The organism is Actinoplanes sp. L3-i22 (assembly GCF_019704555.1).
GTDB lineage: Bacteria > Actinomycetota > Actinomycetes > Mycobacteriales > Micromonosporaceae > Actinoplanes.
Window position 1 is genome coordinate 5,595,502 of record NZ_AP024745.1, and the last position, 17,890, is coordinate 5,613,391.

At 73.4% G+C, this 17,890-nt stretch carries 21 protein-coding genes; 11 read left to right on the forward strand and 10 right to left on the reverse strand.

Features of this window, described 5'->3' with window-relative positions; all coding sequences use genetic code 11:
* Window positions 1-9: 9 nt before the first annotated feature.
* Window positions 10-675, reverse strand: coding sequence for a hypothetical protein (locus L3i22_RS24855; RefSeq protein ID WP_221330620.1), 666 nt, complete (start codon window positions 673-675; stop codon window positions 10-12).
* Window positions 676-796: 121 nt separating this feature from the next.
* Here L3i22_RS24855 and L3i22_RS24860 point away from each other — a divergent pair, with 121 nt between their 5' ends.
* On the forward strand, window positions 797-1,444 hold the full coding sequence (locus tag L3i22_RS24860; RefSeq protein ID WP_221329352.1) for a hypothetical protein: 648 nt from the start codon (window positions 797-799) through the stop codon (window positions 1,442-1,444).
* Window positions 1,445-1,504: 60 nt separating this feature from the next.
* On the opposite strand, the gene L3i22_RS24865 is transcribed toward L3i22_RS24860, so the two are convergent.
* Window positions 1,505-2,380, reverse strand: coding sequence for an alpha/beta fold hydrolase (locus L3i22_RS24865; protein ID WP_221329353.1), 876 nt, complete (start codon window positions 2,378-2,380; stop codon window positions 1,505-1,507).
* Window positions 2,381-2,467: 87 nt separating this feature from the next.
* On the opposite strand from L3i22_RS24865, the gene L3i22_RS24870 reads away from it, so the two are divergent.
* The gene (locus L3i22_RS24870; protein WP_221329354.1) at window positions 2,468-3,073 is read left to right on the forward strand and encodes a TetR/AcrR family transcriptional regulator; all 606 of its coding nucleotides are present in this window, start codon (window positions 2,468-2,470) and stop codon (window positions 3,071-3,073) included.
* Window positions 3,074-3,090: 17 nt separating this feature from the next.
* The gene (locus tag L3i22_RS24875; protein WP_221329355.1) at window positions 3,091-4,203 is read left to right on the forward strand and encodes a hypothetical protein; all 1,113 of its coding nucleotides are present in this window, start codon (window positions 3,091-3,093) and stop codon (window positions 4,201-4,203) included.
* Between the two features lie 13 nt (window positions 4,204-4,216).
* On the opposite strand, the gene L3i22_RS24880 is transcribed toward L3i22_RS24875, so the two are convergent.
* The gene (locus tag L3i22_RS24880; protein ID WP_221329356.1) at window positions 4,217-5,056 is read right to left on the reverse strand and encodes a MurR/RpiR family transcriptional regulator; all 840 of its coding nucleotides are present in this window, start codon (window positions 5,054-5,056) and stop codon (window positions 4,217-4,219) included.
* A 65-nt stretch (window positions 5,057-5,121) separates the two neighbouring features.
* Between L3i22_RS24880 and L3i22_RS24885 the strand changes: the two genes are divergently transcribed.
* The gene (locus L3i22_RS24885; protein WP_221329357.1) at window positions 5,122-6,144 is read left to right on the forward strand and encodes an ornithine cyclodeaminase family protein; all 1,023 of its coding nucleotides are present in this window, start codon (window positions 5,122-5,124) and stop codon (window positions 6,142-6,144) included.
* Between the two features lie 56 nt (window positions 6,145-6,200).
* A complete protein-coding gene (locus L3i22_RS24890) occupies window positions 6,201-7,574 on the forward strand; it encodes an aromatic amino acid lyase (RefSeq protein WP_255658564.1) in 1,374 nt (457 codons plus the stop codon).
* Here the strand turns inward: L3i22_RS24890 and L3i22_RS24895 are convergent.
* On the reverse strand, window positions 7,537-8,529 hold the full coding sequence (locus tag L3i22_RS24895; protein WP_221329359.1) for a LacI family DNA-binding transcriptional regulator: 993 nt from the start codon (window positions 8,527-8,529) through the stop codon (window positions 7,537-7,539). The two genes, L3i22_RS24890 and L3i22_RS24895, sit on opposite strands and share 38 nt — an antisense overlap.
* A gap of 128 nt (window positions 8,530-8,657) precedes the next feature.
* Here L3i22_RS24895 and L3i22_RS24900 point away from each other — a divergent pair, with 128 nt between their 5' ends.
* The 5 genes from L3i22_RS24900 to L3i22_RS24920 all read left to right on the forward strand — a co-directional run bounded on the left by L3i22_RS24900 (window position 8,658) and on the right by L3i22_RS24920 (window position 11,555).
* Window positions 8,658-9,554, forward strand: coding sequence for an amidohydrolase family protein (locus L3i22_RS24900; protein WP_221329360.1), 897 nt, complete (start codon window positions 8,658-8,660; stop codon window positions 9,552-9,554).
* Complete coding sequence (locus tag L3i22_RS24905) at window positions 9,551-10,063, forward strand: cysteine dioxygenase family protein (RefSeq protein ID WP_221329361.1); 513 nt, start codon at window positions 9,551-9,553, stop codon at window positions 10,061-10,063. Before L3i22_RS24900 ends, L3i22_RS24905 begins: the two co-directional genes overlap by 4 nt.
* Window positions 10,064-10,166: 103 nt before the next feature.
* Window positions 10,167-10,538 carry a hypothetical protein gene (locus L3i22_RS24910; RefSeq protein WP_221329362.1) on the forward strand — a complete coding sequence of 124 codons (372 nt, stop codon included), beginning with the start codon at window positions 10,167-10,169 and terminating at the stop codon, window positions 10,536-10,538.
* 88 nt (window positions 10,539-10,626) lie between these two features.
* Window positions 10,627-11,187, forward strand: a complete 561-nt coding sequence (locus L3i22_RS24915) for an RNA polymerase sigma factor (protein ID WP_255658565.1) — start codon at window positions 10,627-10,629, stop codon at window positions 11,185-11,187.
* On the forward strand, window positions 11,184-11,555 hold the full coding sequence (locus L3i22_RS24920; RefSeq protein ID WP_221329364.1) for a hypothetical protein: 372 nt from the start codon (window positions 11,184-11,186) through the stop codon (window positions 11,553-11,555). The genes L3i22_RS24915 and L3i22_RS24920 overlap by 4 nt, the downstream gene beginning before the upstream one ends.
* A 10-nt stretch (window positions 11,556-11,565) precedes the next feature.
* Here the strand turns inward: L3i22_RS24920 and L3i22_RS24925 are convergent, their stop codons facing one another.
* On the reverse strand, window positions 11,566-12,210 hold the full coding sequence (locus L3i22_RS24925; RefSeq protein WP_221329365.1) for an STAS domain-containing protein: 645 nt from the start codon (window positions 12,208-12,210) through the stop codon (window positions 11,566-11,568).
* Window positions 12,207-12,992, reverse strand: coding sequence for an anti-sigma regulatory factor (locus tag L3i22_RS24930; RefSeq protein WP_221329366.1), 786 nt, complete (start codon window positions 12,990-12,992; stop codon window positions 12,207-12,209). The genes L3i22_RS24925 and L3i22_RS24930 overlap by 4 nt, the downstream gene beginning before the upstream one ends.
* A 182-nt stretch (window positions 12,993-13,174) precedes the next feature.
* Here L3i22_RS24930 and L3i22_RS24935 point away from each other — a divergent pair, with 182 nt between their 5' ends.
* Window positions 13,175-13,798: a DUF998 domain-containing protein gene (locus L3i22_RS24935; protein ID WP_221329367.1), complete on the forward strand. Its 624-nt coding sequence runs from the start codon at window positions 13,175-13,177 to the stop codon at window positions 13,796-13,798.
* Here L3i22_RS24935 and L3i22_RS24940 read toward each other — a convergent pair.
* The 4 genes from L3i22_RS24940 to L3i22_RS24955 are packed head-to-tail and all read right to left on the reverse strand — an operon-like array spanning window position 13,795 to window position 17,848.
* The gene (locus L3i22_RS24940; protein WP_221329368.1) at window positions 13,795-14,895 is read right to left on the reverse strand and encodes an ABC transporter ATP-binding protein; all 1,101 of its coding nucleotides are present in this window, start codon (window positions 14,893-14,895) and stop codon (window positions 13,795-13,797) included. The two genes, L3i22_RS24935 and L3i22_RS24940, sit on opposite strands and share 4 nt — an antisense overlap.
* Complete coding sequence (locus L3i22_RS24945) at window positions 14,892-15,878, reverse strand: ABC transporter ATP-binding protein (protein WP_221329369.1); 987 nt, start codon at window positions 15,876-15,878, stop codon at window positions 14,892-14,894. Before L3i22_RS24945 ends, L3i22_RS24940 begins: the two co-directional genes overlap by 4 nt.
* A gap of 6 nt (window positions 15,879-15,884) precedes the next feature.
* Window positions 15,885-16,844 (reverse strand): ABC transporter permease, encoded by a 960-nt coding sequence (locus L3i22_RS24950; RefSeq protein WP_221329370.1) that lies wholly within the window; start codon window positions 16,842-16,844, stop codon window positions 15,885-15,887.
* Complete coding sequence (locus L3i22_RS24955) at window positions 16,841-17,848, reverse strand: ABC transporter permease (RefSeq protein ID WP_221329371.1); 1,008 nt, start codon at window positions 17,846-17,848, stop codon at window positions 16,841-16,843. The genes L3i22_RS24950 and L3i22_RS24955 overlap by 4 nt, the downstream gene beginning before the upstream one ends.
* Between the last annotated feature and the right edge of the window lie 42 nt (window positions 17,849-17,890).

Sequence of the window (17,890 nt, forward strand, 5' to 3'; positions counted from 1 at the left end):
GTCATCCTCTCAGCGGCGCCGCTTCGATCGCAGCACCCAGTAGCCGACCCCGGCCGCCGAGATCAGCATCGCGGCCAGGCAGGCGGCACTCCATCCGGCGTGCGACGCCGGTTCGGGCTCGATCCGAGGGGTGGGCCGGACCGTCACGACCGGGCTGGTGGTGGTGGGTGTCGGGCTCGGACTCGGCGTCTCGCTGGTCTCCGGCGGAGACGGAGACGGTGACTGAGTCGGCGACGGCGACGGCGACGGCGATTCGGTGGTGGGTGACGGCGACGGCTTCCTGGAGCGCTTCTTCGACGGAGTGGGGCTCGGCGTCGGTTCGGTGGTCTCGGTGGGCTCCGGCTCGTCGTACAGGCCGTCGTCATCGTCGTCGTAGTCCGGCAGGTCCGGATAGTCGGGGTTCACCGATGAGAAGTGCGAGGTGTGGGAGGAGTGCCCCGAGTAGTGCGACGAGTGCGAGCTGTGCGACGAGTGCGAGCCGTGCAGCGCGTGCGCCTCGTGCTCCCCGATCTCCGAGTTCGACGGCGGCAGCGCCAGCAGCGGCCTGCCGCCCTCCTCGTCGCGGGCGGTTACCAGCCGGACCGGCGGCGGAGGAGGCAGCGCCGCCGAGGCCGGTGCGCCGGGGATCAGCGCGGTCAGTACCGCGGAGACGGGCACGAGGAACGCGCGTCGCACTCCCGCGACGCTATCAACATCATCTGCCCGGCACGGGTCAAAGCCGCTGCTCAGTCCTCAAGTCTCGGCCCCCGCGGGCCGATGGAACCGCACCGGTACGAAGGCAGAGGAGTAGGCGGGAATGAGTCGTTCCGAGGCGTCCGGCGGCATGAAGGTCGTCGTCGCGGTGATCGGCCTGGGCGTCGCCTGGTTCGCGCTGACGTGGCCGTACTACGTGTTCGGCGGGTGGCTGGAGACCGCCTACCTGTGTTGGCTGGTGTACATGGCCGCGATGTCGGCCTGGTACCGGCACGGCCGCTCCCGGGTTCCGGCCCGTCCGGCCCGTCCGGCCGTGGTGGTGTCGCAGATGGCCCCGAGACCGGCTCCTGTTGCGATCGTGCCGGCCCCAGCGTTCGATGACCTGTCCTCCGCCCCGGTCTGGGCACCCACTCCTCAGGTACGGGCCTACGCGGCTCCGGCTCGCCCGGAGGCGCCGGCCGCGAGCCCTGCTCGCGGCCGCGGGCAGCAGGCGGCCCTCGGGGTCAGGCTGGCTGATCTGCCTCCGCACGGGATCGGCCGGGTCCTTCTCGACCGACTCGCCGAGGCCGGCATCCGGACGTACGCCGATTACGCCGGCCACCGCATCGACCGTTCCGGGACGCGTCCCACCGTCTACCTCGTCCGGTCGGACGGGGTGGCGATCCAGGTGGCCGGCATCGGCCCGGACAAAGCCCTGACTCTGGACACGTGGCATGCGGCCGTGCGGCAGGGGCAGCTCCAGCACCGTTAGGCACGCGAACCGCCGATCACCGCGGGCGAGGCCGCGCCGGCGGAAGGTCTGGGCCTGCGCTCAGGCCGGCGCCTCGGCGCGGGGCATTCGGGCGATCATGTCGTCCCAGATGGCCTCGGGCAGGTCGTGGCCGACGCCGGGGTAGAGCACGAACCGCGCGCCGGGGATCTGCGCGGCCAGGGCGCGACCCCCGCTGACCTTGACCATCGGATCGTCGGCGCCCGAGACGACCAGGGTGGGCGCGGTGATGCCGGACAGCGGCGGCAGCCTGGTGGCCCGGCCGGCGGCGAGGTGCCGCTGGGTGGTGCCCGGGTCGTACGGCGCGCGCTGTTCGCTGAGCGTGGCCACCTCGCGCACCCACTCCTCGGGGAACGGGTAGCCGGGCGAGGCCTGCAGCCGGTAGGTCGCGATCAGGTACTCGACCTTCTCCTGCGGCGTGGTGGCCCGGGGCAGCTTGCGGATCTCGCGGAAGATGCCGAACTTGAGGTGACGCAGGGTCCCCAGCAGGCCCGCGGTGGCCGGGGCGCTCATGCAGAGCGTGAGGCCACGTACCCGCTCGGGGTGCAGCAACGCCATGGCCTGCGCGATCGCCGAGGTGCCGCCGAGGACGTGCGCGCCGGCCCAGCCGAGCGCGTCCATCACCGCCAGCCCGTCGCCGACCATGTCGGCCATCGTGTAGGCGGGCCGGCCGCCGCCGAGCGCCGCCCGCCAGGGGCTGGTGCCGGCCGGTGCCGGGAAGTGCGTGGACAGCCCGGTGTCGCGGTTGTCGTAGCGGGCGACGTGGAAACCGGCCTCGACCAGGCGCGCACAGAACGCGTCGTGCCACCAGACCATCTGGTAGTCCAGCCCGAGAACCAGGAGCAGCGGCTCACCGGCCGTACCGAAGGTCTCGTAAGCGATTTTGGTGTCGCCGTTCGCGGCGTATGCGATGCCCATGGCCACCCTCCCGTTTTGTAATGCGACTGCATCGTAAAGGCGGGCGCCGCCGGATGGCAATGCGGGCGCATGAGATAGGTTCGGTGGGTGCCGAAGCAGGTCGATCACGAGCAGCGCCGCCGGCTGCTGGCCGAGGCGGTCTTCGCCGTCATCGGCACCCGCGGGTTCGAGGCGGTCAGCCTGCGCGACGTCGCCGAGCAGGCCGGCGTCTCGATGGGCACGGTGCAGCACTACTTCCCGGCCAAGCAGCAGATGCTGCTGTTCGCCCTGGCCCACATGCGGGAGCGGGTGCTGGCCCGGCTGCAGACCGCGCTGGCCGCCCTGCACGGGCCGGGCCGCGAGCCCGGCCGCCGCGAGCTGATCCGGGCGGCCACCGCGGTGATGCTCCCGGTCGACGGGCCCGGCCGCGAGGAGGCGTGCGTGAACATCGCGTTCTTCTCGGCCGCGACCGTCACCCCGGAGTACGCGCGGCAGTTGCGCGACGGGTACGCCCGCATCCTGACCGTCACGGTGGCGAGCTTCCGGGAGGCGGCCCGGCTCGGCGAGCTGCGCGACGGCATCGACCCCGAGGTGGAGGCGCCCGCGATGTATTTCCTCACCCAGGGCCTGGTCGGCCCGATCCTGATCGGCCTGTACCGGCCGGCCGAGGCGCTGGCACTGATCGACGCCCAGCTCGACCGCCTGTTCCGCTGACCACCGAGGATGATCCTGTGACCAACTACGCGATCGACGACGACGGCAACACCCTGATCCGGACCTGGGCCGTCGGGCACGGGCACCTGGCGGCCGTCGTCGCCGCCGTTCCGCGGGCGGCCCCGCAGGCGTTACGGCTCGACCTGGTCGCCCAGCTGACCGGGCTGTCCGACGCCCTGTGGCGCTGCTACACCCATCCGGCCAGCGCGGCGGCGAGCACCGAGCCGAACACCGAGGGCTGGCGCCGCCAGCAGACCCGGGACGGCTTCGCCACCGTCACCGACGCCGTCCGCAAGCCGCACCTGGTGGACGAGGCCGGCTACCTGACCGTCGAGTACGACCCGGTGCAGGAGTACGCCCACCGGGTCGGCCGGGCGCTGCACGCGATCGGCGACGACGCGCTGTCCGCGGCGGTCGAGGCGGACGTGGCCGGCGAGATCGGCGCGGTCGAGCACGCCGAGCTGGGGGATCTGACCGGGCGGGCGGTGCAGGCGGTGGTGCTCAGCCGTACCGACGCCAGCCCGGCGCAGGTCGCCGCGGCCGACGCCGTTCTGGACAAGGATCCGCTGGGTGGCAGCGAGCTGTTCCGCGAGCTCGAGCCGACCGCCGCGGCGATCGCGGCGGCGCACTGGCTCAAGGCGGCCGCCGACGTGGTCGCCGAGCTGTCCGGCATCCCGGCCGAGCTGGTCGTCGCGTCGGCCGACGCGATCGAGCCGCTGCCGTACCGGACGCCGACCGCGGTCCTGGGCCTGTTCGAGCTGGCCGACTCGCCGCGCAGCCTGGTCGTCGAGATGGTCGCGGAGGCGATGCTGGTCGCCGAGGGCCTGGCGCCCCGCGATCTGGCCATCGACCTCGGCGACGAGGCCGACGACGAGGACGACGACCCGGCCGGCGACGGGTCCGGCGACGATCCGGATCCCGACGAGCCGGACGACCTGGTCCGGCTGACCCCGCTGGATCCGGCCCGCCCGGCCCGTGACCTGCTCGAAGACCTGCTGATCGGGATCCACGCGTGCCGGTTGCTCTACACCGGCTACGCCGACGACACGATCTCGGAAGAAGATCAGGACATCGCTTTCCGTACGGCGGTCCGCGCCCGCGCCGCCCAGGATCGCGGTCGCGTGCTCTGACGCGATCGTGCGGTCAGTCGTGGTGGACCCAGCGGTCGACCAGCGCCTCGTGGGCCTCCAGCCGCTGCTGGGTGCGGTGCGGGTCGGTCTTGGCGATCGCGTCGAGCAGGCTGATCGCCAGGGTGACCACCGCCGCGTGCGAGTCGAAGACCAGGCCGGTGCCGACCGGGGCGACCAGCAGCACGTCCGCGTCCACGGCGAACGGGACCAGCGCGGTGTCGGCGATCACCACGGTGGCCAGGCCGAGCGTGCGGGCCAGCCGGACCGCGGCGACCGTGCCGGCCGGGTAGCGCGGCATGGCGAAGGCCAGCAGCGCGCCGGCGCCCTGCTGGCTCAGCTGCAGCACCGCGTCGTCGATGCCGCCGGCGTCGGTGCACACGCTGACCGCGGGCAGCACCCGCCGGGCGAAATACCCGAAGTAGCAGGCCAGGGCGGCCGACGCGCGCAGGCCGACCACGCCCAGCGGCCCGGGGCCGGCGAGCAGGCGCACGGCCCGGTCCATCGGGTCGCCGGCGACCACCCGTTTGAGGCTCTCCAGGTTGGCGCGTTCCTGGTCGATCGCGGCGAGGCCGGCGTCCTGCCGGTGATGGCCGCGCTGGTTCGGGATGCCGGCCAGGACGGCGTCCCGCAGCGCGGCGCGGAACTCCGGGAAGCCGGCGAAGCCCAGCGCGGTGGCCAGCCGGGTGACCGTCGGCTGGCTGACCCCGGTGCGCTCGGCGATCTCGATGGTCGACAGGAACGCGACGTCCGGGAACATGCCGAGCATCCGCTGCACGATCTGCCGCTGCGCCGGGGAGAGCCGGTGCGCCTGCGCCAGTTCGAGCAGCCACTGCTCAGCCCCGTCGTGTGCCATCGAACCCCTTCGCTGCCGCGCCGTCCGTGAATACTCTAAAACACACGGGAGATATGGTGCATGTGATGATTCACAACGAGCGGGCGATCTGGTTACGGTTCCTCTCCGGCGCCGACATCGACGAGCTGAACATCGGCACCGACGAGGTCATCGCCGCGGTCGAGAACGTCGTCGACGCGCACGGCCGGGGCCGGACGGTCTTCGAGCCGCGCACCCACCTGGTGCCGGACAACGGCGGGGCCGGGCACTTCAACATCCTGCGCGGGCACGTCTCCACGCTCGGCGAGCACGGCCTGAGCGGGGTGAAGGTGGTCGGCGACTTCGTCCCGAACTACCTGCAGGGCCTGCCCAGCGAGCTGGCCATGATGACGCTGTTCGACCCGGCCACCGGCGTCCCGCTGGCGATCATGGACGCCACCCTGATCACCGAGGTCCGCACCGGGGCGATGACCGCGGTCGGCGCCAAGCACCTGGCCCGGCCGGACTCCCGGATCCTGGGACACGTCGGCGCGCGGGGCACCGCGTTCGCCAACGTGACCATGCTCGACCGGCTCTTCCCGCTCGAGGAGATCCGGGTGACCAGCCGCCGCCCCGAGTCGCGCGAGGCGTTCGCCGACCGGCTGCGCGCGGTCACCGGCACCCCGGTCCGCGCGGTCGCCACCGCCGACGAGGTCTACGACGGCGCCGACATCCTGGTCGAAGCCTCAAGACTGGAAAAACCACAACCACTCCTGCGTACGGCGGCAGTCAAGCCCGGTGCGTTCGTGGTCCCGTACGGCACGGTCAGCGCCGTCGAACTGGACCTGCTCGACGTGATGGACAAGGTGGTCGTCGACGACTGGCGGGAGTCCCGCTCCGGCCGGTTCGGGGCGCTGCGCGCGCACGTCGACACCGGCCGGCTCAGCGAGCAGACGCTGTACGCCCAGATCGGCGAGATCGTCAGCGGCGCCAAGCCGGGCCGCGAGCACCCGGACGAGCGGATCCTGTTCTGGCACCGGGGCCTGTCGATCCTCGACGTGGCGCTCGCCCACCTGATCCTGACCCGGGCCGAGGCCGTCGAGGCCGGGACGATGCTGCGGTACCGATGAGCGGTGAGGTGCGGGTGCGGTCGGGGGCGGACCTCGGTCGTACCCAAATCGCTCTGTTGGCCCGAAGCTCGACCCGCGTCGTGCTGGAACCCGCGCTGCTGGCCGAGGTGGCCGCCACCCGGGCGTCGGTGTTGGCGGCGCTCGACGGTGACCAGGCGGTCTACGGTGTCAACACCGGGATGGGCGCGCTCTCCGGGGTCCGGCTGGACGCCGCGGCCCGCGCGCGGCACCAGGACACGCTGATGACCGGCCGGGCCGTCGGGTCGGCGCCGTGGCTGCGACGTGACCAGGCCCGCGCGGTGCTGGCCGCCCGCCTGCGGACGCTGCTGCACCCGGCCGCGGGCGTCTCGCCGGAGCTCTGCCGGCACCTGGCCGACCTGCTGAACGCCGGCGTGACGCCGGCCATCCCGGCCCGGGGCAGCGGCGCGGCCGGGGAGATCCTGCCGCTCGCGCACGCCGGCGCCGTCCTGATCGGAACCGGTCAGATCCTCGATGACTCGGGCAACGCGACGGACCCGGGCCCGGCGCTGCGGACGCGCTCCTTCGAGGCCAAGGAGGGCATCGCGTTCCTGCAGGGCGTGCCCGGCCTGACCGGGCTCGCGGTGCTGGCCGCCGCCGACGTGCGGGTCCTGGTCGAGCAGGTGATCGCGGTGGCCGGGGCGACCCAGGCGGTGGCCGGGGCGAGCACCGATCCGCTGCGCCCGGAGCTGGCGGCCGGGGACGACGAGCTCCGTACGATCAATGCCGGTCTTCTGCAGGCGCGTGGCGACGGACCGGTCCGGGCCCTGCAGGCGCCGGTGTCCTTCCGGGTGACCGGGCCGGCGCTGGCCGTGCTGGTCCGCGCGACCGCCGCCCTGGACGCGGCCGCCGAGCGCGCGCTGACCGGCGTCACCGACTCGCCCGCGCACCTGGACGGCCGGTTCTACGGGACCGTCGGGTTCGCCGGCACCGACCTGGTCGCCGCCTGCGGCGCGCTGACCACCGCGCTCGTCCACCTGGCCGAGGTCGGCACGGCCCGGCTGCACCGGCTGCTGGACCCGGCGGTCACCGGGCTGCCGAAGCAGCTGTCCGACGCGCCCGGCCTGCACGCCGGGATGGTCACCGTGCACAAGCGGGCGGTCGCGGTGGCGCACCGGACCCGCCGGTTCGCGATGCCGGCGCTGATCGGCGCGATGGAGACCTCGCTCGGCCAGGAGGACGTGCAGAGCTTCGGGTTCGAGGCCGCCGAATGCCTGGGGGAGGCGATCGACGGGCTGCGTGACGTGCTGGCCTGCGAACTGCTCGCCGTGCACCAGGCTCAGCTGTTGTCCGGCGCGCCGGCCTCGCTGCTGCCCGCCGGAACCCTGCCGGACGGCACCGCGGACCGGCCGTTCGGGCGCGACCTCGACACCCTCATCGAGCTGCTGCGATCGGGCTGGTCGAGCTCCTGATCACCAGCTCCGGGCGGAACACCGGGGCGTCGGCCGGCTCGTCCAGCTGGGCGACCGCCGCCTCGACGATCGCGTCCTCGTCCCAGGCCATCGTGGTCAGGCCCGGCTCGACCAGCGCCGCCAGCTGATGGTCGTCGTAGCCGACCACCGACAGGTCGGCCGGGATCCGCAGCCCGGCCTCGCGGGCGGCCCGGTACACCGCGAACGCGAGCGAATCGGTCAGGCAGAACACGCCGGTCGGGCGCCCGGGGCCGGCGAGCATCGCGGCCACCACGGTGACCGCGTCGGTGGTGGCGGCCGGCGCGGCGACGACGGTCAGCTCGATGCCCAGCTCGGCGGCGATCTCCCCGGCGAGGACCTCGGCCGGGCGACCCGGGGTGGTCGGTAGCGACGGGGCCAGCAGCCCGATCCGGCGGTGACCCAACTCGGTCAGATGGGCCAGGGCGGTGCGCGCGCCGTAGGCGTTGTCGAACAGCACGCTGCCCGAGCCCGGGCGGGCGACCAGGGCGTCCCCGATCGAGACGACGGCGATCTCCGGGCCGAGCAGCCGCCAGTAGTCGGCGGCCGGATCGACCGGCGAGACCAGTGCGCCGTCCACCCGCTGCGCCACGAACTGCTCGACGATCAGGCGCTCCTGCTCCGGGTCGGCGTCGGCGTCGGCGATCGTCGCGTACCGCCCCCGGTGCCGGAGCGCCCGGGTCAGCATCACCGAGAGATCCTGCTGCCACAGATCACGCAGCGACCCACTGACCCCCACCGATCCGGTACGCCCACTGGCCAGCGCACGGGCGATCGGGTCGACGGTGTAGCCCATCTCGGTGGCGAGGTCCCGCACCCGGCGGATGGTGGCGGGGGAGCCGCGGACCCCGCGCAGCGCGTACGAGGTGGCGGCGAGCGACAGACCGGCGGCGGTGGCCAGGTCCTGCAGCGTGCGCCGGGTTTGCCCTCGTTGCATCGGCCGAGGGTAACACCGTCGCAACCAGACCGGTCTCTGAGATCACCTTGCGCAAACCCGAGTGAAGCGCTTCACTTAGGCCACGAGTGAAGCGCTTCACTCCTACCGGGGTGATCGGAGGTGCCGGGATGCTGATCGACTGTCACCAGCACCTGTGGCCGGAGCGTTTCCTGGCCGCCCTGCGCCGCCGCGACACCTACCCCTACCTGCGGGACTGGACGCTGCACCTGCCCGGCGAGGCGCCGTACCGGGTGGACCCCGCCGCGCACGACGTCGCCCGCCGCCGCGACCGCGAGCTCGCCGAGGGCCGCGAGCAGGTGCTGCTCTCGCTCTCCAGCCCGCTCGGCATCGAGCACCTGCCCGGCGACGACGGCGCCGAGCTCATCGACATCTGGCACGAGAGCGCCCTCGAGCTGCCCGAGCCGTACCGGATCTGGGCCGCCGCCCCGATCGCCCACCCGGACCCGTCGGCGCTGGCCAAGGTGCTGCGCGAGGACCGGATCGCCGGCCTGCAACTGCCCGCGACCGCGCTCGCCGACCCGGCCGACATCACCCGGATGGGGCCGCTGCTGGCCGAGGCCGAGGCCGCGGACAAACCGGTGCTGGTGCACCCCGGGCCGGCGCCGGCCTGCGCACCCGACCTGCCGTCCTGGTGGCCCGCCCTGGTGCCCTACGTGGCCCAGCAGCACCGCGCCTGGCTGGCCTGGCACATCGCCGGGCGGCGCGCGCACCCCCGGCTGCGGATCGCGTTCGTCGCGCTGGCCGGGCTCGCGCCGCTGCACCACGAGCGGCTGGCCGCGCGCGGGGGAGCGCTGGGGCCGGTCGATCCGGCTGTGTACTACGAGACCTCGTCGTACGGCACCCGGGCGATCGACGCGATGGTCCGGGTGGTCGGCGTCGACCCGATCGTGCACGGCTCCGACCGGCCGTACGCGGAGCCCGCCGCCCCCGGCCTGGGCGCCGCCTTCACCCACGCCATGTTCACCGCCAACCCGCGCCACCTCTTGAACGGAGCTCCACGATGACGACGGTCGCCGGCCCCGGCGTGCTTCCCGCCCTTCCCGGCCGTGTCCTGACCCCGAAGGAACTGCAACGCTGGGTCGCCGAGTTGGCCGCCCGCCCGGAGCTCTGGGAAGACCTGGTCCGCCACGACACCGGCAAACGGCACTACGCCTCGCTGTACCGCGACGGTGACATCGACGTCTGGGTGCTCTGCTGGAACGTCGCGGACGACACCGGCTGGCACGACCACGACGTCTCGTCCGGCGCGGTCGCGGTGGTCCGCGGCGCGGTCACCGAGGCGAACCCGCGAATCGGCGGCGAGCCGGCCACCCGCGTCGTCCCGGCCGGCCGGAGCTTCGCCTTCGGCCCCGACCACATCCACCGGATGGGCGGCTCGGTCGACGGCTCGGTGACGCTGCACGCCTACTCACCGCCACTGTGGCGGATGGGCCAGTACTCGATCAGCGGCGACGGCGTCCTGCGCCGCCAGGCCGTCAGCTACGCCGACGAGCTGCGCCCGATCGACGCCTGATCGCTGGATGTGTCGCGGGTCACAGTAAAGCCGCCAACCTTTTGCGGTTCGGCGCGTCCTTCCGGGCGACAGTGCACCCGACCGACAGTGCTGGAGCCTTGAGATGCGCAGATCTACCCGGACCTTCGCGGTCGCCGCCGGAGCCGTGGCCGTCCTCGCCGTCGGCGGGGTGTCCGCCGCGGCGGCCTTCGCCGACGACGCCACCCCGGCCCCGGCCCCGACGGCCTCGACCGCGGCGCCGTCGCCGTCCGCCTTCACGGGGGAGCCGACCGCGGCGCCGTCGCCCTCCGCCTACACCGGGAAGCCCACCGCCGTGCCGTCGCCCACCGCTTCCACGCGGAAGCCGACCGTCGCGCCGTCACCCACCGCCTCCACGCGGAAGCCGACCGCCGCGCCGTCGCCCACCCGGTCCGGCTCGACCCGGACGCCGACCGCCGCGCCGACGCCGAGCAGCTCGACCCCGGCCGCCTCCTGAGGTCTCGCGCGCCGGCCGCCCGTGCGGCCGGCGCCGCCGGTCTCCACCCATCACCCCGACCCACCCCGCGAGGCCTTTTGTGATCTTCGTGCTGCCGAGGCCCTGGTCGTTGCCGCTCTGGAGACGGGGGACCACGTCCGGCCCGGTCGCGACGGCGACGACCGGGGCGTCCGCGATCCACGAGCTCTACCGGGAGCGCCGGCTGCCGCTGGTCCGGATGGCCGTGCTCATGGTCGACGACCTGCCCACCGCGGAGGACGTCGTCCAGGACGTCTTCACCCGGCTCTACCGCCGCCACGGCACCGGGCTGGACGCGCTCGACGATCCGAGCGCCTACCTGGTGTCGGCCGTCATGAACGCGGCGCGCTCGGTGCTGCGCCGGCGCCGGATCAGCCGGGCCTACCTGCCGCCGCGGCCGGACCCGGCGCCGGCCGCCGAGGACGAGGCCCTGCTCGGCGCGGGCGACCGGGAGGTGATCCGGGCGCTGCGCCGGCTCACCACCCGTCAGCGGCAGGTGATCGTCCTGCGCTACTGGTCGGGGCTCTCCGAGCGGGAGATCGCCGGCGCGCTGCGGATCACCGCCGGGACCGTCAAGTCGACCGCGCACCGCGCGCTGACGCTGCTGCGCGCCGAACTGGGGGAGAGTTGACCGAAACCGATCTGGAACGGCGGCTGCGGGGAGCGCTGTCCGCCCGGGCCGCCGCCGTCACGAGCCGGGACCTGCGCCACGAGCCGGCGCCGTCCCGGGCCGCCCGCCGCGCCGGGCCGGCCCGGTGGTGGCTGCCGCTGACCGCCGGCCTCGCCGCCGCGGCGGTGTCGATCACGGTGTTCGCCGTGCTGCGCCCCGGGGATCCGGCACCGACACCGCCCGCCGCACCGGCGTCGCCGACCCGGCCCGCGGTGCCGAGCGGACCTGCCTCGGCGCCCGCACCGTCCCGCTCACCGTCTCCGTCGTCGATCGAGCCGACTCCGACGGCATCCCAACCGGCGCCGACCGTCGCGCCCACCCCATCGTGAGGTCAGGGCATCAGGGCTCCGGCTCGTCCTGCTCGCGGCGTTCGAGGGCGCGCTCCCGGGCGTCGGCCAGTTCCTCCCGGACGTCCTCCCACCGCTGATGCTGGCGGACGTGCTCCTCCCGCTCCTCGGCCAGCCGATCACGTTCCTCGGCGAGCCGGTCCCGGTCGGCGGCCTGCTCGTCGCGCTCGTCGGCGCGCCGGTCCCGCTCGTCGGCCCGCCGGTCACGTTCGTCGGCCCGAGCGGTCGCGTCGTCCACGAATCGGACGGCCGGGCTCGTCGGTGACGAGCCGTAGGGATGCGGCGGCAGGTCGCCGTCGCGGGGATTGCCGCCGAGCAGCAGCCCGGCCTCGTCGATCACGCGCAACAGCCAGACCACGTGCGGCGGCGGGTCACACAGCCGCAGCTCGACCCCGCGCTCCACGGCGAGCCGATGGGCGGCCAGCAGCACCCGGACCCCGGCGACGTCGACGAAGTCGAGCTGGGCCGCCGCCACGTCCAGCTGTTTCACGCTGTCGTCCAGCGCGTCCTCCAGCAGCCGCATCAGCGGCGGCCCGCTGAGCAGGTCCAGTTCACCGGTCACGGTGACCGTCGTCCGGTCGCCGTCGTGGCGCACGGCCACGTGCAGGCGGCTGCCGTCATCGGTGAAGTACGTCATGTCGTCCCCCGGATGGCCAGGGTCGCCCAGACCACCTTGCCGCGCCGGGACGGCAGCGCCCCCCACGCGGTGGCCGCGGCGGACACCGCGCGCAGACCCAGCCCGGATCGGGGCAGCGCGGCACCGCGTTCCGGGGCGGCCTCGAGCACCCGTGGCAGCTCCGGGTTGCCGTCCTGGACGGCCAGGTGCACCACCGGGCCACGCAGCGAGACCCACACGTCGACCTCCGTTCCGGCGTGCTGGAGCGCGTTGGCGACCAGCTCCGACACGATCAGCCGGGCCGGATCGGCCAGGTGCGCCGCGCCGAAGGCCAGGCAGGCGCCCCCGGCCATGGTGCGGGCCAGCACGCACGCGGCATGCTGCGCGGGCAGGGTCATGTGCCGCTGCCGGACGCCGCCGGTCAGCACCGGCTCGTCGGCCCGCGCCGCGTCGACGCTGTCGGCCAGCACCAGCACGTGGTCGCCGCCACCGGTCGACATCCGCCGCCGGACGGCCGGCGGCGCGGCGCACAGCACCAGCGTGACCTGCCGGCCGGCCTCGACGGCGAATCGGCCGGCGATGTGCCAGGTCGACGCGGACTCGCCGAACGGGTCCTGCAGCTGCGCCAGGTCGACCAGCACCACCAGGGGTGCCTCGGCCACGCAGGCCCGCAGCACGCGCGAGGTCTCCTGTCGCAGCGCGCCGTCCCATCGTCCGCGCACGACTACCTGGGTCGCCGCGTCGCCGGACTCACTTACGCAGCTGACCTGCGGGGTGTCCACCACCAGGAAGGGAACGTTCATGAAATCGGATCTTTCATGCGGGACCGTTTCACCTCTTATTCTTCTCCTCCGGCACATTCATGCCAGAGCATCACGCCACGTCGGACCTCCTGTCCGACAGCGCCATCTGCGGATCGGAACCAAGGCCGCGAACCGCCGGTCCGGTTCCGGGGGTGGTGCCCGCCGCGGCTACAGTCCGGCGCATGCGTCCTGGGATCAACCGGCTCGCCGCGGCGGCCGGTCTGGTGGTCACCGCGGGCGCCGGCGTCATGCTGTTCGCGCTGGTCGCCGGGCCGGGGCCGTGGTGGCGGGGCTATGTGAGCGAGGCGGGGGCGGCCGGTCACCCGTATGCCGTGGTCTATCGCCTGGGTTTGGTCCTGCTCGCGGCGGGGGTCGCGCTGCTCGGCCGGGCCCGGCCGGTGATCGGCCCATTGCTGCTGGTCACGGCCGGGCTGGCCGGCACGTCCGGGGTGGTGGCGTGCAGCGCGGGCTGCCCGTTGCCGCCGTTCGAGCCGACGACGCCCACCGATGTCGTGCACGCCGCCGCCAGCGTCCTGGGCATGCTCGTCCTGGCCGCGGCGATGGCCGTGACCTGGTGGACGGCCGGGTGGGCGGTGACCCGGCGGCTGACGGCGGCCGCCCTGGCGCTGACCGTGCCGCTGGGCGGCGCGCTGGGCCTGATGATGCTGTTCGCCGGGCGCGGCGCCACGAGCGCGGTGCTGGAGCGGATCCTGCTCGTGATCGGCGTGAGCTGGCTGGTCGGCACGGCCGCGATCACCTCGTTCGACGATCGGGTGCTCCCTCGCCGTACCGAAATAATGGTTTAAGGAAGGTCTGTCGGGGCTTGGATCAGGCCGGCGCCGACGTCGGGGGCCGCGTCCGTGGCCGGGCGGACGAGTTCGGTGCGCACCTCGTGCATCCGCAGCTCACCGCTCTGGATCTCCGCGGCGAAGTGGCAGGCCACCCGCTGCCCGGACGGGTCGAAGACCCGCAGCGCCGGCCGGTCCTCCGCGCAGCGGCGCTGGGACCAGGGACAACGGGTGCGGAACCGGCATCCGCTCGGTGGGTCGGCCGGGGACGGCAGGTCGCCGGCGAGCAGGATCCGCTCGCGCCGGTCCTCGGTCCAGGGGTCGGGGACCGGCACGGCCGAGAGCAGGGCCCGGGTGTACGGGTGCAGCGGCCGCTCGTAGAGTTGGTCGCCGTCCGCCTCCTCGACCAGCGCGCCCAGGTACATCACGCCGATCGTGTCCGAGATGTGCCGGACGACGGCCAGGTCGTGGGCGATCACCAGGTAGGTCAGGCCGAGCGACTCCTGCAGGTCGCCGAGCAGGTTGACGACCTGCGCCTGGATCGAGACGTCCAGCGCGGAGACCGGCTCGTCGGCCACGATCAGCTCCGGGCCGAGGATCAGGGCGCGGGCGATGCCGATGCGCTGGCGCTGGCCGCCGGAGAACTCGTGCGGGTACTTGTTGAGCGTCGACGCGGGCAGGCCGACCGAGTCGAGGGTGGACCGGAGCCGACGCCGTACCTCCGCCCGGTCCTTGTGCAGATTGTGCGCCTTGAGACCTTCGACCAGCAGGGACTCCACCGACTGGCGGGGATCGAGGCTGGACATCGGGTCCTGGAACACCATCTGGATGCGGCGGCGGAACAGCCGCATCTGCTCGCCCTTGAGCGCGCGGACGTCCGTACCGTCGAAAATGATCTTCCCGCTGGTCGGTTCGACCAGCCGGAGCAGGCCGCGGCCCAGGGTCGACTTGCCGCAGCCGGACTCGCCGACCAGTCCGTAGGTCTCGCCCCGGTTGATCTTCAGAGAAACACCGTCGACGGCAAAGACCCGGCCTACGGTACGGTCGAAGAGCAGTCCACTTTTGATCGGAAAATGGACCTTGAGCTCGTCGATCTCGACCAGCGTGTCACTCATGCCGGGACCTCCTGGGGGACGGGGTTGACGCACCGCAGCGCGCCGTTGTGCCGCCGGGTGGGTTCGAGCGGCACCGTCTCGCCCACGCAGTCGTCGGTCACCCGGTCGCAGCGCGGCGCGAAGGCGCAGCCGGCCGACCACGGGATGTTGTCGCTGACCGAGCCGCGGATCTGGTGCAGGCACTCGCCGCGGCCGGCGTCCAGCCGGGGCACCGACTGCAGAAGCCCATGCGTGTACGGATGTCGCGGGTCCCCGAAGAGGTCGTGCCGCCCGGCCCGCTCGACCACCTTGCCGGCGTACAGCACGTTGACCGTGTCGCAGAGCCCGGCCACCACCCCGAGGTCATGGGTGATCATCACCAGGGCCGTGCCGGACCGCTCGACCAGGTCCTTGAGCAGGGACAGGATCTGCGCCTGGATGGTCACGTCCAGCGCCGTCGTCGGCTCGTCGGCGATCAGCAGGCGTGGCTTGCAGGCCAGCGCGATCGCGATCAGCGTGCGCTGCCGCATGCCGCCGGAGAGCTGGTGCGGGAACTCGCCGAGCCGGCGCGCCGGATCCGGGATGCCGACCGCGTCGAGCAGCTCCCGGGCCTGGCGCAGCGCCGCCTGCCGGGTCTTGCCCTGGTGGCGTTCCAGCACCTCGGCCACCTGCAGGCCGAGCGGGATCACCGGGTTCAGTGAGGACAGCGGGTCCTGGAAGATCATGCCGATGTCCCGGCCGCGCCGGTCGCGCAGGTCCTGCGGGCGCAGCTGGAGCAGGTCGGTGCCGTCGAACAGCACCTCGCCGGTGACCGTGTTGCCGCGGCGCGGCAACAGGCCCATGATCGCCAGGCTGGTCACCGACTTGCCGCAGCCGGACTCGCCGACCAGCCCGACCGTCTGGCCGGGCTCCACGGCGAAATCGACGCCGTCCACCGCGGTGAACGGCTCGGCGCCCTTGCGCCGGAAGACGACCGACAGGTCACGTACGTCGAGCAGAGCCATGCCTGATCACCGCCGGTTCTTCGGGTCGAGGGCCTCGCGCATGCTCTCGCCGAGCAGGGTGAAGCCGAGCGCGACCAGGATGATCGCGATCGCCGGGAAGTACGCCAGCTCCGGGCGGACCTCCAGGTAGCGGACGCCGTCCACGCCCAGCATCAGGCCCCACTCGGCCCGGTTGATGTCCGGGTCGCCGAGGCCCAGGAAGGACAGCGCGGCCGCGTCCAGGATCGCCACCGCGAAGGTCAGGGTGGCCTGCACGATCACCGCGGTGAGCGAGTTCGGCAGCATGTGCCGGGTCACGATGTGCCGCTGCCGCACGCCGAGCGCGCGGGCCGCGAGCACGTGATCGCTCGCCCGCTGCGCCAGCATCGCCCCGCGCAGCAGCCGGGCGAAGACCGGCACGTTCACCGCCGCGACCGCGATGATCACCGTCCACTGGGTCGACTCGCTGGCCAGCGCGACCAGCGTGATCGCCAGCAGCAGGCTGGGCAGGGCCAGCATGACGTCGGTGACCCGCATGATCAGCACGTCCACCCAGCCGCCGAGCGCGCCGGCGAGCGCGCCGAGCAGCACCCCGCACAGCAGACCGATCAGCGTGGCCAGCACCCCGACGAACAGGGTCTGCCGGGCGCCGTAGATCATCCGGGACGCGAAGTCGCGGCCCAGCGGGTCGCTGCCGAGCGGATGCCCGGCGCTGGGCCCCGGGACCGAGTCGACGGTCAGCTTGGCGGTCAGCTCCGGGAAGCGCTGCACCGGATCGTGCGGCGCCACCAGCGGGGCGAAGATCGCGATGATCAGGAAGAGCAGGATGATGCTCCCGCCGACGATCGCGGCCGGGTTGCGCAGCAGCCGCCGGCCGGCGTCGCGGAACAGGCTGACCCCGCCGGCCGTGGACGTGCGGGCGGCCAGCTCGTCGATGCGGCGGCGCTTGTGGTCGCTGAGCGTCGCGAGGCCCCCGGGCCGGGTCACGAGACACGCACCCGCGGGTCGATGACCGCGTACGACAGGTCGACCAGCAGGTTGACCACGATGAAGACCACCGCCGCGAGCAGGATCAGGGCCTGCAGCACCGGATAGTCCCGGCCGCCGCTGATCGAGTCGGTGATCAGCGTGCCCAGGCCGCCCCAGTTGTAGACCTTCTCGGTCAGCACCGCGCCGGCCAGCAGCGCGCCGGTCTGCAGGCCGATCGTGGTGACCACCGGCAGCAGCGCGTTGCGCAGCACGTGCCGCTTGCGGATGGTGGCGTCGCGCAGGCCCTTGGCGTCCGCGGTCCGGATGTAGTCCTCGTCGAGCACGTCCAGCACACTGGCCCGGGTGATCCGGACGATGATCGCCAGCGGGATCGTCGCCAGGGTGAGCGCGGGCAGCACCAGGTGCCAGAGCGCGTCGGCGGAGGCGTCGAACTCCCGGGTCAGCAGCCCGTCCAGCACGAAGAAGCCGGTCACGTCGGTGTTGTCCGTCCCGGTGCTGATCCGGCCGGACGGCGGGAAGAAGTGGATGCCCTGGGTCAGCCAGTCCTTGAGCAGGTAGCCGAGGAAGAAGATCGGGACCGAGATGCCGATCAGGGTGACCACGATTGTCGCGTTGTCGAGCAGCCGGCCGTGGTGGCGGGCCGCGAGGTAGCCCAGCGGGATGCCCAGCCCGACCGCGATCACGATCGCCGCGATCGCCAGCTCGACGGTGGCCGGGAAGGCGCGGCTGATCACGGCGGTGACCGGCTCGCCGGTGCGGATCGAGTTGCCGAAGTCGCCGGTCACCACGTTCTCGACGAAGTGGCCGTACTGGACCCAGATCGGCCGGTCGTAGCCGAGGGCCCGGATCAGCGTCTCGCGGGTCTGCGGCGTCGCGCGCTCGCCCAGCAGCGCGTCGACCGGCCCGCCGGGCAGGCTGCGCAGCCAGAAGAAGACCAGGGTCATCAGGGCGATCAGGGTGACGGCGAGCTGGATCAGGCGGCGTAGGACGATTTTCACCATGTAACGGCGGCTCCTGTCAGAATCGCGCCGCCGCGGCCCCGG

What these genes read in the sequence shown, in the direction of transcription:
- L3i22_RS24905 (WP_221329361.1), top strand. Translation starts at nt 9,551, where the DNA reads ATGACGACGGTCGCCGGCCCCGGCGTGCTTCCCGCCCTTCCCGGCCGT.
- L3i22_RS24955 (WP_221329371.1), bottom strand. Translation starts at nt 17,848, where the DNA reads ATGGTGAAAATCGTCCTACGCCGCCTGATCCAGCTCGCCGTCACCCTG.
- L3i22_RS24930 (WP_221329366.1), bottom strand. Translation starts at nt 12,992, where the DNA reads ATGAACGTTCCCTTCCTGGTGGTGGACACCCCGCAGGTCAGCTGCGTA.
- L3i22_RS24885 (WP_221329357.1), top strand. Translation starts at nt 5,122, where the DNA reads ATGATTCACAACGAGCGGGCGATCTGGTTACGGTTCCTCTCCGGCGCC.
- L3i22_RS24935 (WP_221329367.1), top strand. Translation starts at nt 13,175, where the DNA reads ATGCGTCCTGGGATCAACCGGCTCGCCGCGGCGGCCGGTCTGGTGGTC.
- L3i22_RS24940 (WP_221329368.1), bottom strand. Translation starts at nt 14,895, where the DNA reads ATGAGTGACACGCTGGTCGAGATCGACGAGCTCAAGGTCCATTTTCCG.
- L3i22_RS24900 (WP_221329360.1), top strand. Translation starts at nt 8,658, where the DNA reads ATGCTGATCGACTGTCACCAGCACCTGTGGCCGGAGCGTTTCCTGGCC.
- L3i22_RS24910 (WP_221329362.1), top strand. Translation starts at nt 10,167, where the DNA reads ATGCGCAGATCTACCCGGACCTTCGCGGTCGCCGCCGGAGCCGTGGCC.
- L3i22_RS24860 (WP_221329352.1), top strand. Translation starts at nt 797, where the DNA reads ATGAGTCGTTCCGAGGCGTCCGGCGGCATGAAGGTCGTCGTCGCGGTG.
- L3i22_RS24925 (WP_221329365.1), bottom strand. Translation starts at nt 12,210, where the DNA reads ATGACGTACTTCACCGATGACGGCAGCCGCCTGCACGTGGCCGTGCGC.
- L3i22_RS24895 (WP_221329359.1), bottom strand. Translation starts at nt 8,529, where the DNA reads ATGCAACGAGGGCAAACCCGGCGCACGCTGCAGGACCTGGCCACCGCC.
- L3i22_RS24865 (WP_221329353.1), bottom strand. Translation starts at nt 2,380, where the DNA reads ATGGGCATCGCATACGCCGCGAACGGCGACACCAAAATCGCTTACGAG.
- L3i22_RS24945 (WP_221329369.1), bottom strand. Translation starts at nt 15,878, where the DNA reads ATGGCTCTGCTCGACGTACGTGACCTGTCGGTCGTCTTCCGGCGCAAG.
- L3i22_RS24880 (WP_221329356.1), bottom strand. Translation starts at nt 5,056, where the DNA reads ATGGCACACGACGGGGCTGAGCAGTGGCTGCTCGAACTGGCGCAGGCG.